At 49.1% G+C, this 15,041-nt stretch carries 12 protein-coding genes; 7 read left to right on the top strand and 5 right to left on the bottom strand.

Annotated features, from left to right (window positions below; all coding sequences use genetic code 11):
* Nucleotides 1-151: 151 nt before the first annotated feature.
* Nucleotides 152-655: a DUF1841 family protein gene (locus H4O27_RS04625; protein ID WP_165007868.1), complete on the top strand. Its 504-nt coding sequence runs from the start codon at nucleotides 152-154 to the stop codon at nucleotides 653-655.
* A gap of 113 nt (nucleotides 656-768) precedes the next feature.
* Here the strand turns inward: H4O27_RS04625 and radC are convergent, their stop codons facing one another.
* From radC to H4O27_RS13335, 3 genes are all read right to left on the bottom strand, one after another.
* Nucleotides 769-1,446 (bottom strand): RadC family protein, encoded by a 678-nt coding sequence (gene radC, locus H4O27_RS04620; RefSeq protein WP_165007866.1) that lies wholly within the window; start codon nucleotides 1,444-1,446, stop codon nucleotides 769-771.
* Between the two features lie 146 nt (nucleotides 1,447-1,592).
* On the bottom strand, nucleotides 1,593-2,387 hold the full coding sequence (locus H4O27_RS04615; protein WP_165007864.1) for a peptidase: 795 nt from the start codon (nucleotides 2,385-2,387) through the stop codon (nucleotides 1,593-1,595).
* A gap of 422 nt (nucleotides 2,388-2,809) precedes the next feature.
* Complete coding sequence (locus H4O27_RS13335; RefSeq protein WP_255525194.1) at nucleotides 2,810-2,932, bottom strand: hypothetical protein; 123 nt, start codon at nucleotides 2,930-2,932, stop codon at nucleotides 2,810-2,812.
* A 50-nt stretch (nucleotides 2,933-2,982) separates the two neighbouring features.
* Here H4O27_RS13335 and H4O27_RS04610 point away from each other — a divergent pair, with 50 nt between their 5' ends.
* The 3 genes from H4O27_RS04610 to H4O27_RS04600 are packed head-to-tail and all read left to right on the top strand — an operon-like array spanning nucleotide 2,983 to nucleotide 5,978.
* Entirely contained in the window at nucleotides 2,983-4,107 is a 1,125-nt protein-coding gene (locus H4O27_RS04610; RefSeq protein ID WP_165007862.1) for an ABC transporter ATP-binding protein, read from the top strand.
* 15 nt (nucleotides 4,108-4,122) lie between these two features.
* Nucleotides 4,123-5,100, top strand: coding sequence for an ABC transporter permease subunit (locus H4O27_RS04605; RefSeq protein ID WP_165007861.1), 978 nt, complete (start codon nucleotides 4,123-4,125; stop codon nucleotides 5,098-5,100).
* Nucleotides 5,100-5,978, top strand: coding sequence for an ABC transporter permease subunit (locus H4O27_RS04600; protein ID WP_165007859.1), 879 nt, complete (start codon nucleotides 5,100-5,102; stop codon nucleotides 5,976-5,978). The genes H4O27_RS04605 and H4O27_RS04600 overlap by 1 nt, the downstream gene beginning before the upstream one ends.
* A gap of 231 nt (nucleotides 5,979-6,209) precedes the next feature.
* On the opposite strand, the gene H4O27_RS04595 is transcribed toward H4O27_RS04600, so the two are convergent.
* Nucleotides 6,210-7,751 carry an L-lactate MFS transporter gene (locus tag H4O27_RS04595; protein ID WP_165007857.1) on the bottom strand — a complete coding sequence of 514 codons (1,542 nt, stop codon included), beginning with the start codon at nucleotides 7,749-7,751 and terminating at the stop codon, nucleotides 6,210-6,212.
* A gap of 204 nt (nucleotides 7,752-7,955) precedes the next feature.
* Between H4O27_RS04595 and nadE the strand changes: the two genes are divergently transcribed.
* From nadE to H4O27_RS04580, 3 genes are all read left to right on the top strand, one after another.
* Nucleotides 7,956-8,747 (top strand): NAD(+) synthase, encoded by a 792-nt coding sequence (gene nadE / locus H4O27_RS04590; protein WP_165007856.1) that lies wholly within the window; start codon nucleotides 7,956-7,958, stop codon nucleotides 8,745-8,747.
* A gap of 211 nt (nucleotides 8,748-8,958) precedes the next feature.
* On the top strand, nucleotides 8,959-9,336 hold the full coding sequence (gene gloA2, locus H4O27_RS04585) for an SMU1112c/YaeR family gloxylase I-like metalloprotein (protein ID WP_165007855.1): 378 nt from the start codon (nucleotides 8,959-8,961) through the stop codon (nucleotides 9,334-9,336).
* A 245-nt stretch (nucleotides 9,337-9,581) separates the two neighbouring features.
* Entirely contained in the window at nucleotides 9,582-11,486 is a 1,905-nt protein-coding gene (locus tag H4O27_RS04580) for an ATP-binding cassette domain-containing protein (RefSeq protein WP_165007854.1), read from the top strand.
* 356 nt (nucleotides 11,487-11,842) lie between these two features.
* On the opposite strand, the gene H4O27_RS04575 is transcribed toward H4O27_RS04580, so the two are convergent.
* Nucleotides 11,843-15,010, bottom strand: a complete 3,168-nt coding sequence (locus tag H4O27_RS04575) for a DNA translocase FtsK (RefSeq protein WP_165007853.1) — start codon at nucleotides 15,008-15,010, stop codon at nucleotides 11,843-11,845.
* Nucleotides 15,011-15,041 lie beyond the last annotated feature (31 nt).

The raw sequence follows: 15,041 nt of genomic DNA, 5'->3' as shown, positions 1-15,041 counted from the left end.
GGTTTTGCCAATCTTTATCAGGCTGTCTTAAGCGATTGTTTGTGGCAAGCCGGGTAAAAAAAGGCTACACTCTCTTGATTATTCCGCAACACTTCTACTTATTTTCAGACGGCCTTTTAATCAATAGGCAGTCTGAACAGGATAAACCGATATGTATGATGTCAATACACAAGATGTGCGCCGTTTCTTTGCCCATGTTTGGCAACACCGCCTCATGCCGCTGCAACTGGACGGCTTGCAGCAAAAGGCTTTGCGCATCATTGAAGCCCATCCGGAATATGAACATTACTTAGCCGATATCGACAATTATTTAGACAAAAACTGGCTGCCGGAAGATGGTGAAAGCAATCCTTTTTTACACATGTCGCTGCATTTGTCTTTGCAGGAACAAGCAGCCATCGACCAGCCGCCGGGCATTCGTGCGATACATGCGCAATTGTGCGCCCGTTATCATGATGACTGGGTTCGTGCCGAGCATGAAATGATGGACGCATTGGCGGAAACGTTGTGGGAAGCGCAGCGTTATGGCCGCGGTTTGGATGTGAATGCCTACATGACACGTTTGCGTAAATTAGTCGGTTTGGGGCAGGAAGAACACGCGCGGTTGAATCCGCATGAAGTGGGTTTGTCCGATAAAATCAGCGAGCGTGAATAACTGAACGATTAGAAGGCTTTTTTCTTTGTAACTGACGGAAGTTGGGGGGAGTTGCCCCGACTGAAGGCCCTCTATAAAAACGTTCTACATACTCAGGCCGCCTTGTTTCATTTTCAATCCATCAATCCGGCCTGCCGCATGGAATAAGCTTCCCGCGCGGTCACCACAAAATGATCCAGCAGTGAAATATCCACCAGATCCAACGCCTGCCCCAATTTTTTGGTAAACTGAATATCCGCTTCAGACGGCCTTGCGTGTCCGCCCGGATGATTGTGGGCAATAATCAGGCTGTCGGTGTATTCTTCAAGTGCCAGTTTGACGATTTCTCGGATATAAACCGTATTTTCCGCCACCGTACCGCGCGACAATTCGCGCACGGCAATCAGTTGGTTTTGGCGGTTGAGCAATAAAGCCAAGCTGACTTCGACTTTTTCATGCCCCAAGTTGAGCCGCAAATAATCACCGGCAGCTTGCGGATTATCGAGCGTCATGTTTTGCTGCAAATCTTCGCTTAAAATCCGCCGCCCGATTTCTTTGACTACGGCAAACTGGGTAAAGCTGGCCAAGCCCATGCCTTTATGCGCGGCCAATGCACGTACATCCGCACTCATCAGCCTGCCTAAGCTGCCGAATTGCTGTAGCAGATAACGCGCCAAATCCACGGCGCTCATGCCGCGCGTGCCGACCCTGAGCAAAATCGCCAGCAGTTCGGCATCGCTCAATGCTGCTGCGCCACGCGCCAATAATTTTTCACGCGGCCGTTCCCCTTCCGGCCATTGTTTGATACTCATACAAACCCTAATAATTACTTTTATTATAGTTTTATAGTATATTAATTTACGCCAATACCCAAACTTTCTTTATTAAAAAAATGCAGATACGTTTTCTAAATACAACAATGCCGTCTGAAATCGGTTTCAGACGGCATGAGTACGTTTCAGCTGCCTAATTTGCCATAAGCCTGATAATCACTTAAACGCAACACCGCAACGGTTTTACCGTCTTTTTGATAAGGATGAAGCAAGACATAATGGCCATTTGCATAATCAAAACGCGGCGCAATAGATTGTTGCCGGAAAGCAGCGTTTAAGTATTCGCGCTCGGCCAAATTGGTGGCATAAAGAAAATTACTTTTGCCCGCCGGTTGAATTTTATCCTCTAAGGAAGCCAGTTGGTTAAGGCTCAAATTCAGCAATACCGGTTTGCCGTTAATTTTATCGGGCACAATTAAGGAAACCTGAGCAAACGAGCTGTCTTGCTTATTTAATAGGGTCAAAATCTCTTTGGCCGTCTGAAATTGCTCGGGGACAAAACGATAATCGGCAAGCCATGAGACTTGTTGCCGGTTATCTTGAATCAAACTTTGCGCAGAATATTCTAACAGCTGCTGTTTTTTCTGAAGGGTCAGGTAATTGCCGCCGAATAAAATTGCCGCCAACACAGGAAACACCAGCAATACGCTGTAAATAAGTTTCTTACCGCTGGTAACGTCTGCTTCCTTTCCACGCTCGGCAATACGCGTTAAGTTGGCCATAATATTCAACATCAATGCACCGGCCATCAGGGCCAAAATGCCTAAAATACTCAAGCCGAACATGGCAGACATGTCTTCACGGAAAACTTTCAACCCGAACACTTCAATCAACACAAATGAAAACACCCAATACATCAGCAACAATATCGAAATCAGGCCGATGATATTGCTGATTTTGACTAATTTTTTGAGCTCCATCTCTTACCTCCATGCTGTTACGGCAGTTTTCACATGTTTATCTTAGCGAAAAATTCAGGCCAAATAAATATAGTGGATTCACTTTAAAACAGGACAAGACGGCGAGCCGGAGACAGTATCGATAATACGGCCAGGCGAACCAACGCCGTACTATTTTAAAGTGGATTCACTATATATACTTATATCCATTTTACTTTCAGACAGCCTTTAGGCCGTCTGAAAAATATCATTCGATTAAATCAATCGGTTTTTCACCTTATCCCTTTTTTGCCACTAAATCGCGGCAAATCCGTTTAAATAAGCCATTACCAAAAATTTAATATTGCCCCCAACCCACTTAGGCTAATATAATGCCGAGTTCACTTAATCAATATCTTTTTCACGTCTTCAAAATTAAATAGTCTGCAAGTCAGCCAGTTTATTTAATTTTGGGAACGTTGTTCCCCTTTCCCGCTGCCCGTGCGCTCTGCAAGCGTTTTCAGACGGCCTTTTTTTATGCCGTCTGAAAACGCCCTCCAGCAATCAAACAGCTTTTTATCACCCATCGAAAATCCGTTTTGCCGGTACTCGTTTCAATTTTTGGAGTATTGCCATTATGACCGCAACCACTGCGTCTTCTGCCAAACCTTATTTGCAAATCCAAGGTTTGGTGAAAAAGTTTGGTGACAATTACGCTGTCGATAACATCGACTTGGATATCTACCAACACGAAATCTTCGCTCTTTTGGGCAGCTCGGGCAGTGGTAAATCCACGCTTCTGCGTATGCTGGCGGGCATGGAAACCCCTAACCAGGGCAAAATTATTCTGGACGGCCAAGACATTACCAAGCTGGCACCGTATGACCGCCCGATTAATATGATGTTCCAAAGCTATGCCTTATTCCCGCACATGACGGTCGAGCAAAACATCGCTTTCGGTTTGAAGCAAGACAAAATGCCCAAAGGCGAAATCGACGGACGTGTCGAAGAAATGCTGCGTCTGGTACAAATGACCAAATTTGCCAAACGCAAACCGCACCAACTTTCCGGCGGCCAACAGCAACGTATTGCGCTGGCGCGCAGCTTGGCCAAGCGCCCGAAAATCCTGTTGCTTGACGAACCATTGGGCGCGCTCGATAAAAAACTGCGCCAGCAAACCCAATTGGAATTAGTGAACACGCTCGAGCAAGTGGGCGTAACCTGCATCATGGTGACGCACGACCAAGAAGAAGCCATGACTATGGCCACGCGCGTGGCGATTATGTCTGACGGCCAATTACGGCAAGTCGGTACGCCGAGCGATGTGTACGACTATCCGAATAGCCGCTTTACCGCTGAATTTATCGGTGAAACCAATATTTTCGAAGGCATTGTGGTGGAAGACCATGCCGATTACGCAATTATCCAATGCGAAGGCTTGGAAAACCATGTACGCATCGATCACGGTTTGGGCGGCCCTGCCGAACAGGATCTGTGGGTGAGTATTCGTCCGGAAGACATCGATATGTACAAAGACAAACCGGAACATTTGGGTAATTACAACTGGGCGCAAGGCACGGTTAAAGAAATCGCCTACTTGGGCAGCTTTGCCATTTACCACATACAGTTGCCAAACGGTCGCGTGATTAAGAGCCAAGTACCGGCACCTTACTGGTATGTACGCAACATCACTCCGCCGACTTGGGACGAAACCGTTTACGTAAGCTGGCCTGAAAACCAACCTACTCCGTTGTTCCGATAGACAAGGAATACAGAGATGAATTTAACCCAATTAAAGAAAAAGCTGTTCCGCAGGCCGGGGCAGCGTATGGTAATCGGCATTCCGTATTTGTGGCTGCTGGTGCTGTTTCTGATCCCGTTTGCGATTGTGCTGAAAATCAGCTTCGCCGAGCAAGAAATCGCCATTCCGCCGTTTACACCGCTCGCCACTTACGATGAAGATTTGCGCCGTCTGAATATTCTGCTCAGTTTCCAAAACTATGCGGATATTTTCCAGAATTTCTGGGTGACTTTGGGTCAATTGTCCAACCCGTTCAGCAACGGCAACGGTGAAAACATTTATCTGCTGACTTATTGGTCTTCGATTAAAACCGCGCTGACGACGACGATTATCTGTCTGCTCATCGGCTACCCGACAGCCTATGCCATTTCCCGTGCCAATCCGTCGCTTCGCAACGGCTTACTGCTGGCAATTATGTTACCGTTTTGGACATCGTTCCTGCTGCGCGTTTACGCATGGATGGGCTTGCTGGGACACAACGGCATCATCAACAACTTCTTGATGAAAAACGGTATCATCAGCCAGCCGCTGGATTTGTTTTACAACGCGTTTTCACTCAATCTGGTCATGGTTTACGCTTACCTGCCGTTTATGATTCTGCCTTTGTACACGCAATTGGTGAAACTCGACGGCCGTCTGCTGGAAGCCGCTTCGGACTTGGGTGCCGGACCGGTTAAATCATTCTTTACCATTACCCTGCCGTTGTCGAAAACCGGCATCATCGCAGGCTCTATGCTGGTATTCGTACCGGCAGTCGGTGAATTTGTGATTCCTGAATTGGTCGGCGGGTCGGAAAACCTGATGATCGGTAAAGTATTGTGGCAGGCATTCTTTGACCAAAACAACTGGCCGCTGGCTTCTGCCGTTGCCGTCGTGATGGTGATTCTGCTGGTGATTCCGATTGCGCTGTATCAGCATTACGACAACCGTCAAATTGAAGAAGGATCGAAATAATGCACAAACAAAAATTATCTTGGTTCTTAAAGCTGATGCTGTTCATCTCATTAGCGTTTTTGTATATCCCACTGTTTGTATTAGTGATTTATTCATTCAACGAATCTAAGCTGGTAACGGTTTGGGGCGGGTTTTCCACCAAATGGTATTCGGCCTTAATGCAAAACAGTACCATTTTGGAAGCTGCTTGGTTGTCGCTGCGCATTGCCGTAGTTTCATCATTGGCCGCGGTGGTACTCGGCACGCTGGCGGGCTATGCCATGGCGCGTATTAAGCGTTTCCGTGGCAACACCTTATTCGCCGGCATGGTTTCCGCGCCGATGGTGATGCCGGATGTGATTACCGGTTTGTCAATGCTGCTGCTGATCATTCAGGTGCAACTTTTTTTGCAAAACAGCGAATGGCTGCAAGCACTCTACTTCGACCGCGGCTTTTTCACCATTTTCTTGGGTCACACAACTTTATGTATGGCCTACATCACCGTGGTGATTCGCTCGCGCCTGATCGAATTGGATCAATCGCTGGAAGAAGCCGCGATGGACTTAGGTGCGCGTCCGCTGAAAATCTTCTTCGTGATTACCCTGCCGCTGATTGCTCCTGCGATTGCTTCCGGCTTTCTGCTGGGCATTACCTTGTCGCTGGATGATTTGGTGATTACATCGTTCTTGTCGGGACCGGGGTCTTCAACCTTGCCGCAAGTGATTTTCTCTAAAATCAAACTGGGCTTGGATCCGCAGATGAACGTATTGGCGACCATCTTTATCGCCGTCATCGGTACACTGGTAATCCTCGGCAACTATTGGATGATGCGCCAAGCCACCAAACGTGACCGGGAAGCAGCAGAAGCCTACCGCCAGGAAAAAGCAGCGATTCAATAAATCAACTGCATAGTGCAAACAAAAGAGCCACTTTTAAAGTGGCTCTTTTTCTTAGGAATATATAGCGGATTCACTTTAAAATAGGACAAGACGGTGAGCCGGAGACAGATATCGATAATACGGCTAGGCGAACCAACGCCGTACTATTTTAAAGTGGATTCACTATATTGTTTATGCTCTGCTCACAAATACAGAAGCCGTCTGAAATATTTCAGACGGCCTTTCACCAAATTAGCGGAACAAATCCAATGATTTCACAAACACCATCACAATACCGTAAACCAACGGAGCCCCCACCAATGCCCAGCGCCACCACACCGCAATACCACCGCGCTTAATGTTTTCTTGAAGCAGATAGGCATCGGAAATGGCGGTTTCATCATCCGGATTGCTGCTTGAAGCGGCTTTGTGAATATCGGTTTCATAGTGCTTTTCATTCACGGCTTTCACGCATAAATTACACAACAAACCCACCAACAGCAAACCGGCCATAATATACATAGTCATGCTATACGCTTGCGCCGCCGGAATACCGCTGTCGATTTGGCTTTGGCGGATATAGTTGACCAACGACGGGCCAATCACCGCGGCGGTTGACCAAGCCAACAAAATCCTGCCGTGAATCGCACCGACTTGGTAAGTACCGAACAAGTCTTTCAAGTAAGCCGGAATCGCCGCAAAACCGCCGCCATACATCGACATAATCACGCAAAAGCAAATCACAAATAAGGTTTTGTTGCCGCCGGCGCCAATCGACGGCACAGCAAAATACAACAGCGAACCCAGAACAAAGAAAATGGTATAGACATTTTTGCGGCCGATTTTATCGGAAATGCTCGACCAGAAAAAACGCCCGCCCATATTGAACAAACTCAACAAGCTGACAAAGCCTGCAGCCGCACCCACACTAATCGCCGCCTGCCTGCCTACTGATGCTTCGGAAAACAATTCCTGAATCATCACCGCAGCCTGCCCCAACACACCGATGCCGGCGGTAATGTTCAGGCACAACACCCAAAACAGCAGCCAAAACTGCGGCGTTTTCATCGCTTGGTTGACATTGACATGATTGCTGCTGACCAGTTTATTTTTCACTTTCGGCGCAACATAACCTTCAGGCTTCCAATCCGCCGCCGGCACGCGAATGGTGAACGCACCAAACATCATTAACACAAAATAAATAAACGCCAACATCACAAAAGTTTGCGCCACGCCCACGGAAGTGTCGCTGCCGAATAAGCCCATCAGCCATACCGACAAAGGCGATGCCACCATCGCACCGCCACCGAAGCCCATAATTGCCAAGCCCGTGGCCATGCCCGGTTTATCGGGGAACCATTTCATCAAGGTAGAAACCGGCCCGATATAGCCCAGCCCCAAGCCGATACCGCCAATTACGCCGTTGCCCAAATACAGCAGAGCTAAATTGTGGGTGCCGACACCCACTGCCGACACCAAAAAACCCAAGCTGAAACAGCAGGCCGACACAAATATTGCTTTTCTCGGGCCGGCACGTTCCATCCATGTCCCGAACATCGCTGCCGATGCGCCCAATACCGCCAAGGCAATGCTGAAAATCCAGCCGACCGCGGTCAGCTTCCAATCACCCGCTACCGATTCGGTAATGCCGATTACCTTCGTCAGCGGTGCATTAAACACAGAATAGGCATAAATCTGGCCGATGGCCAAATGCACGGCCAATGCCGCAGGCGGCACCAACCATCGATTGAAACCCGGCTTGGCTATGGTAGCCTCACGGTCTAGAAATTTCATGGCAACCTCAAATGATAATGAGTCAATTAATTGATTTTACCCATGAATCAGGTAAAATTGTCGACAATTATATCAGTTTTCAACTTTTTCTCTATGCCACAAAATAACTATTTTTAATAAAAATCCCCAAGAAATTGCCTGATTTGCTTTCAGACGGCCTCAAATAGCATTATCATCTGATATCCCGCTATCAGGAGCTGATTTATGCAAACCCAAGCTGTTATCCGCCATATTGTCGATTGGTTGGAAAACTATGCTGAAAGCGCACGCGCCAAAGGCTTTGTGGTCGGCGTATCCGGCGGCATTGACTCTGCCGTTGTGTCCACGCTAGCCGCCGAAACAGGCCTAAACGTGTTGCTGATTGAAATGCCTATTCGCCAAAAAGCCGACCAAGTTAACCGCGCACGCGAACACATGGATAATTTGCAACAACGCTACACCAACGTGACCGCCATAAGTGTGGACTTAACCCCCACATTTAACACCTTTGCCGAAACGGTAGAAGTCGATGAAAGTGCATTCCCTAACAAACAGCTTGCGCTGGCCAACGCCCGCTCCCGCCTGCGTATGGTCACGCTTTATTACTACGGCCAACTGCACGGTCTGCTCGTCACCGGCACCGGCAATAAAATCGAAGATTTCGGCGTCGGCTTTTTCACCAAATACGGCGACGGCGGCGTGGACATCAGCCCGATTGCCGATCTGACCAAAACCCAAGTTTACCGGTTGGCCAAAGAACTGAATGTAATCGAAACCATTCAACAAGCCGTGCCGACCGACGGTTTGTGGGACACCGAACGTACCGATGAAGAACAAATGGGGGCGAGCTACCCCGAACTCGAATGGGCGATGAGCGTTTACGATACCCATAAGCCTGAAGATTTCAGCGGACGCAAGCGCGAAGTTTTGGAAATCTACACGCGCTTACACAAAGCCATGCAACATAAAATCAATCCGATTCCGGTGTGCAACATTCCGCCTGAATTATTGAAATAACCCAAAGGCCAAGACCTTTGCAAAATCCCCATCTTTGGCACATTTCTTCGTTATGCGCTGCTCGAAAGCTTGCCTATCTAAGTGATATGTCTGCGCTTTCTGTGCTGCTATAACTTCGAACCGCACTCAAATCCGGGGGTTTGCAAAGGTCTCAGGCCGTCTGAAACTTCTTTTTCAGACGGCCTCATTAAAAAAAGAAAACCATCCGACCATGCGCCTACACCACGTCGCCTTAATTTGCTCCGATTACACGCGAAGCAAGCATTTCTACACCGAAATCCTAGGCTTAACCATTCTCGCCGAGCACTACCGCGCCGAGCGTGATTCTTATAAATTGGATTTAGGCATCAGTTCGCATTATGTGTTGGAACTCTTTTCCTTCCCTAATCCGCCGCCACGCCCGAGCTACCCTGAAGCCTGCGGCCTGCGCCATTTGGCTTTTGCTGTGGCCGATGCCGCTGCCAAACGCAACGAATTAAGCGGAAAAGGCATTGCCTGCGAAGGCATCCGAATTGACGAATACACCGGCAAAGCTTTTTTCTTCTGCCAAGATCCCGATGGTTTGCCGATTGAGTTTTATCAGGAATAAAATGAGGCCGTCTGAAACTTTGTTTTCAGACGGCCTGAGTTTACAAAATCCTCATTTTGGGCACATTTCTTCGTTATGCACTGCTCAAAATATTGCCTATCCAGATGATATGTCTACACTTTCTGCGCTGCTCGCTTTGAACTGCTCTCAAATCCGAGGTTTTGCAAAGGTCTCGGCCTGTCACCTTATAAACCGCTGCAAAATCAGTTAAAATACGCCCTTTCCGTTACTTTACCGCTATCGTTATGAATATTCTGCAAGTTGAAAACGCTTCTTTCGCCGTTGGTCATGTCGCTTTATTGGACAAAGCTGCTTTCCAGCTCGACAGCGGCGAAAAAATCGGCTTAATCGGCCGCAACGGCGCAGGCAAATCTTCGTTTTTAAAAATTCTTGCCGGCGTGCAAAAACTGGACGATGGCCAGATTATTCTGCAAAACAACCTGAAAATCGTTTATGTGCCGCAAGAATCGTTTTTCGATAACGCGGCAACCGTGTTCGACACCGTGGCCGAAGGTTTGGGCGAAATGCGCGGTCTGTTAAGTCGTTATCACCAAGTCAGCCATCAGCTTGAAAACGGTAGCGATGAAGGTTTATTAAAAAAACTCAACGAATTGCAGCTGCAAATCGAAGCACAAGACGGCTGGAAACTTGACGCGGCAGTCAAACAGACCATCAGCGAATTGGGCTTGCCGGAAGACGAAAAAATCGGCAACCTTTCCGGCGGTCAGAAAAAGCGTGTGGCTTTGGCGCAAGCATGGGTACAGAAGCCCGATGTATTGCTGCTGGACGAGCCGACCAACCATTTGGACATCGATGCCATCGTCTGGCTGGAAAACCTGCTCAAAGCCTTTGAAGGCAGCCTGGTGGTGATTACCCACGACCGCCGCTTTTTGGATAATACCGCCACCCGCATTGTCGAACTCGACCGCGGCACGCTGCGTTCGTATCCGGGCAGCTTTTCCAAATATCGCGAGAAAAAAGATCAGGAATTGGCCGTTGAAGCCGAACACAACCGCCTGTTTGACAAATTCCACGCCCAAGAAGAAGCATGGATACGCAAAGGCATCGAAGCACGCCGAACGCGTAATGAAGGGCGCGTGCGCCGTTTGGAAGAATTGCGCCGTCGGCGCGCCGAACGCCGCAGCGTACAGGGACAGGTCAACTTCAAACTCGCCAGCGGCGAAAAAAGCGGCAAAATCATCGCCGAACTGGAACACGCCTCGTTTGCCTACGGCGACAAAGTCATCATGGACAAATTCTCAGCCATCTTGCAGCGTGGCGACAAAATCGGCTTAATCGGTCCTAACGGCATCGGCAAAACCACCTTCCTCAAGCTGATTCTGGGCGAATTGCAGCCGACCTACGGCAGAATCCGCATTGGCAGCAAGCAGGAGGTCGCCTATTTCGACCAATTCCGTAGCGCACTCAGCAAAAACGACACTGTGTTTTACACTCTCGGCCAAGGCAATGATTTTGTCGAAGTCGGCGGTAAGAAAAAACATGTGATGAGCTATCTGGAAGATTTCCTGTTCCACCCCGCACGTGCGCAAAGCCCCGTTTCCTCACTTTCCGGCGGCGAACGCAACCGCCTGCTATTAGCCAAACTGTTTACCAAACCCGCCAATATTCTGGTTTTGGACGAACCGACCAACGATTTGGACATCGACACACAGGAATTGCTGGAAGAGCTGCTGCGGGACTATCAAGGCACGGTGTTTTTGGTCAGCCACGACCGTATGTTCCTCGATAATGTAATTACGCAGAGCATTGTTTTTGAAGGAAACGGCCGTCTGAAAGAATACATCGGCGGTTATGAAGACTATCTCGATGCCAAAAAGCGCGAGCAAACCCTTCAGACGGCCTCAGCCCCCAAAGCCGCGGCCGAGCCGGTGAAAGAAAAGCCCAAAGCCAACCGAACGGTGAAATTGTCCTATAAAGAACAACGCGAACTCGATGCCCTGCCCGATGAAATCGCCACACTGGAAGCCGAACAAGCCGAACTCAACACGCAACTTTCCGATCCGGAAATTTTCAAAGATTACGAAAAAGCCGGCGCATTGCAAGCGCGTGCGGAAGAAATTGAAATGCTGTTGTTGAATAAACTGGAATTGTGGGAACGCTTGGAAGCCAAGCAAAATGGTGTGCAGTAAGGTTTCTATTCTTATCAAAATGCCGTCTGAAGCTTTTCAGACGGCATTTTGATTTCAAAGCTGCTTTAAAAATTACCCGAGGCTTTTATAAAAGCCGTAAATTTTCAAAAACCTTTAAAGCCGTCATTCCCGCGCAGGCAGGAATCCAGACCTATCGGCGTCAGGAATATTATTGAAATATCACAGTAATTTGAAATTCTGTATGCCCGCCTTTGCGGGAATGACAAACATAATTTTCTTGGCTCACATTAAGTTCCGCCAAGGTTTTACCTCATACAACAAGGCCGTCTGAAAATATAGTGAATCCACTATATTTAAACCAAATACTTTCAGACGGCCCCGATTGAATCTAAACCTTAATCCAAATGGCTGCTGCCCGGGATTAATACCGTCCGGTTGCCGTTGGCTTCTGCCGATGACACAATACCGTCGGCTTCCATTTGCTCCACCAAACGCGCGGCGCGGTTGTATCCGATGCGCAATTGGCGCTGTACGCCGGAAATACTGGCTTTGCGCGTTTTCACCACATAAGCGATGGCTTCATCATACATCGGGTCTTGGTCGCTGTCGCTGCGGTTGCCCGTGCCGGGTAAATCTTCGGTCATGCCGCCGCTCAAAATTTCTTCTATATAATCCGGTTCACCGAATTGTTTCAGGTATTCCACCACGCGGTGCACTTCGCCATCGGAAGCAAATGCTCCGTGAACACGCTGCGGATAGCTGGTTCCGGGCGGCAGATACAGCATATCGCCTTGCCCCAACAAGTTTTCTGCGCCCATTTGGTCGAGAATGGTGCGGCTGTCGATTTTGCTGGAAACCTGAAACGCGATGCGGGTCGGGATATTGGCTTTAATCAAGCCGGTAATCACGTCCACACTCGGACGTTGGGTAGCCAAAATCAAATGGATACCGGCTGCGCGGGCTTTTTGCGCCAAACGGGCAATCAATTCTTCGATTTTCTTACCGGCCGTCATCATCAAATCGGCAAACTCATCCACTACTACCACGATAAACGGCAGCTTTTCCAAATATTCCGGATTATCCGGCGTGAGCGTAAACGGATTGACGATTTTTTCGCCGCGTGCGGCGGCTTCGGCGATTTTTTGGTTGAAACCGGCCAAATTTCGTACACCGGCATGACTCATCAGGCGGTAGCGTTTCTCCATTTCATTGACGCACCAATTGAGTGCATTGGCAGCCAGCTTCATGTCGGTCACCACAGGCGCAAGCAGATGCGGAATGCCTTCGTAAATACTCAATTCCAGCATTTTCGGGTCAATCATAATCATGCGTACGTCTTCCGGCGATGCTTTAAAGAGCATCGACAAAATCATCGCGTTCACGCCCACCGACTTACCCGAACCGGTGGTGCCGGCCACCAGCAAATGCGGTGCTTTAGCCAAATCGGTGACTACCGGCTCACCGGTAATGTCTTGCCCCAAAGCCAAAGTCAATTTGGATTCGGATCCGGTAAACACCGGCGAATTGAAAATTTCGCTTAAGCGTATCATTTGGCGGCTCGGGTTCGGCAATTCCAAGCCCATGCAGGTTTTGCCCGGAATGGTTTCAACCACGCGGATAGAAGCCACGCCCAAAGAGCGTGCCAAGTCTTTTTCCAGATTAATCACCGCACTGCCACGCACACCGACATCAGGCTCAATTTCGTAACGTGTAATCACCGGCCCTGAATAAGAATCCACTACCTTGACCTTGACTTTAAATTCGGCCAGTTTGTCTTCAATGATGATGCCGTTTTCAATCAAGGCTTCTTCGGTTTGCATCGCCGTCGGGTCAAATTGCGGCGGCAACAATAAATCCACGCTCGGCAAATTCATTTCAGACGGCATGGTCAATGAGTGATGAACTGCAGACGTCGGTTGGTTGATGACATGATTCGCCTCAGTCGATACGGGCGCTGCCACTTCATCATTTTGTTCAGGCCGTTGATCGTCTAAAGACGGCTGTTGTTCATCGCTTTCATGCGAATCGGCTGCTTCATGCAAGTATCCGGACGGCATATAATCATTTCCAACCGAATGCGCCCGTTGCTCAAACACGGATACCGTTGCCTCATCCAAGGCCGTCTGAACGGTAGGTTTCGGCTCAGTGATGATTTCTTCGGTTTCACTGATTAAAAAGTCTTGCAGCGAACGTAACGGGCGATTGCTCACGTGCGCATTCACCGATACTTCCGGCAAGCTCGCGGCAGGCGGCTCTTTGAAAGCAGGCGGCTCGGGAATATTCACCGGTACCGGCTCGACTTTCGGTACAGCAGGCGGCTCGATCACGGTTGCATTCGGCGCAGGCGGGCGTGAAATAAAGGCTTCGTTATTTTGGAAGCGCGATGCTTTCGGCATCGGTTTGGCAGGCTGCACCACTGCGCTGCTTTTCTCAACCACCACCGAATCAGGAATCACGCTTTCACGCGTGCGGGTGTCGATGCGGCGAATCGGCTGCACGCGGCGGTTCAGTGGAGAAGTGCCTTGTGACAGGTTCGCTAAAATTTCGGCATCTTGAATAATGGCCGGCTGATAATCTTGAATCGGCGCCACAGCAGCGGCCAAGCGGCTGCGGGCGGCGGTTTGGCGCGCCAAATTTGAATGAATTTTTTCCACATCGATTTCATCCCAACGGCTCGGAATGTCTTTTACCGGAATGGTTTCGCGCTCCACTGTGCGCAAGGCATTTTGTGCGGATTCAATACGTGGTTTTTGCGCCGGATTGATGTGGATTTCTTCCACTTGCGCCAACACGCGCTCGCGTGTGCGGCGCAAAGCCGGGTCATCCAAATCAATCACTTCCAAATCTTGGCGCGGACGGCGTGACGGCCGGGAAGAGGCCGTCCGAACCGGTTGTTTTTCCGAGAACACCTGTTTTTTAATGTTTTTTTGTTCCGACATTTCCTGCGACACGGCTTCGCTTAACGAGCGTGTGGCATCTTCCAAGGTGATTTCTTCGAAGACCGCCCCCTGCACTTTATGCGGCACATATTCGGGAATATCGGTTTTCTCAAACGGCACAATCACCGGATCAGGCACGGCAGACAAGCGTTTGGAAGCACGCGCCGGACGGGTAAACTCTCGCGCTTCCTCCAACGGCTGTACAGGTTGATTGGCTTTTTGACAGGTATGTTGCTGAAACTCTCTCCGGGATTCGGCTTCCTCTGCCGTTTGCGCCAAGTCGGCCTCATGGTAAGACTGCTCCGAAAAAGCAGAGGAATCATCAATATAATCTAATTCTTTCTGCTCATTCTCTGCTGATTTCGCAGTATGGCGTTGCGCAGCCAACAGGCGCAGGCGGGCGACTGTTCTGCCGTAAGCAGCTTTGGCTTGATGGCCGAATTTGTTTGCCATCCGCTCTTCTTCGGGATTTTGGAAGTATTGCGCCAATCCGGCCAAATCACCTCCTTCACCGTTTTCCATGCGGCCAAGCTCCTGCCGCCATTGTCGGTCTTGCTGGTAATGGAACCACAACAATCCGCCGATGGCGCATAACAGAAGGAAAATCAACACCGTCCACAACATAGGGGAAACCTTAATATCCGATTCAACTACA

The organism is Neisseria yangbaofengii (assembly GCF_014898075.1).
GTDB classification, from domain to species: Bacteria; Pseudomonadota; Gammaproteobacteria; order Burkholderiales; family Neisseriaceae; genus Neisseria; species Neisseria yangbaofengii.
This window is presented reverse-complemented; position numbering and strand designations above follow the sequence as displayed.

Coding starts and splice junctions, on each gene's coding strand:
- H4O27_RS04625 (WP_165007868.1), top strand. CDS start 152: ATGTATGATGTCAATACACAAGATGTGCGCCGTTTCTTTGCCCATGTT.
- radC (WP_165007866.1), bottom strand. CDS start 1,446: ATGAGTATCAAACAATGGCCGGAAGGGGAACGGCCGCGTGAAAAATTA.
- H4O27_RS04615 (WP_165007864.1), bottom strand. CDS start 2,387: ATGGAGCTCAAAAAATTAGTCAAAATCAGCAATATCATCGGCCTGATT.
- H4O27_RS13335 (WP_255525194.1), bottom strand. CDS start 2,932: ATGGGTGATAAAAAGCTGTTTGATTGCTGGAGGGCGTTTTCAGACGGC.
- H4O27_RS04610 (WP_165007862.1), top strand. CDS start 2,983: ATGACCGCAACCACTGCGTCTTCTGCCAAACCTTATTTGCAAATCCAA.
- H4O27_RS04605 (WP_165007861.1), top strand. CDS start 4,123: ATGAATTTAACCCAATTAAAGAAAAAGCTGTTCCGCAGGCCGGGGCAG.
- H4O27_RS04600 (WP_165007859.1), top strand. CDS start 5,100: ATGCACAAACAAAAATTATCTTGGTTCTTAAAGCTGATGCTGTTCATC.
- H4O27_RS04595 (WP_165007857.1), bottom strand. CDS start 7,751: ATGAAATTTCTAGACCGTGAGGCTACCATAGCCAAGCCGGGTTTCAAT.
- nadE (WP_165007856.1), top strand. CDS start 7,956: ATGCAAACCCAAGCTGTTATCCGCCATATTGTCGATTGGTTGGAAAAC.
- gloA2 (WP_165007855.1), top strand. CDS start 8,959: ATGCGCCTACACCACGTCGCCTTAATTTGCTCCGATTACACGCGAAGC.
- H4O27_RS04580 (WP_165007854.1), top strand. CDS start 9,582: ATGAATATTCTGCAAGTTGAAAACGCTTCTTTCGCCGTTGGTCATGTC.
- H4O27_RS04575 (WP_165007853.1), bottom strand. CDS start 15,010: ATGTTGTGGACGGTGTTGATTTTCCTTCTGTTATGCGCCATCGGCGGA.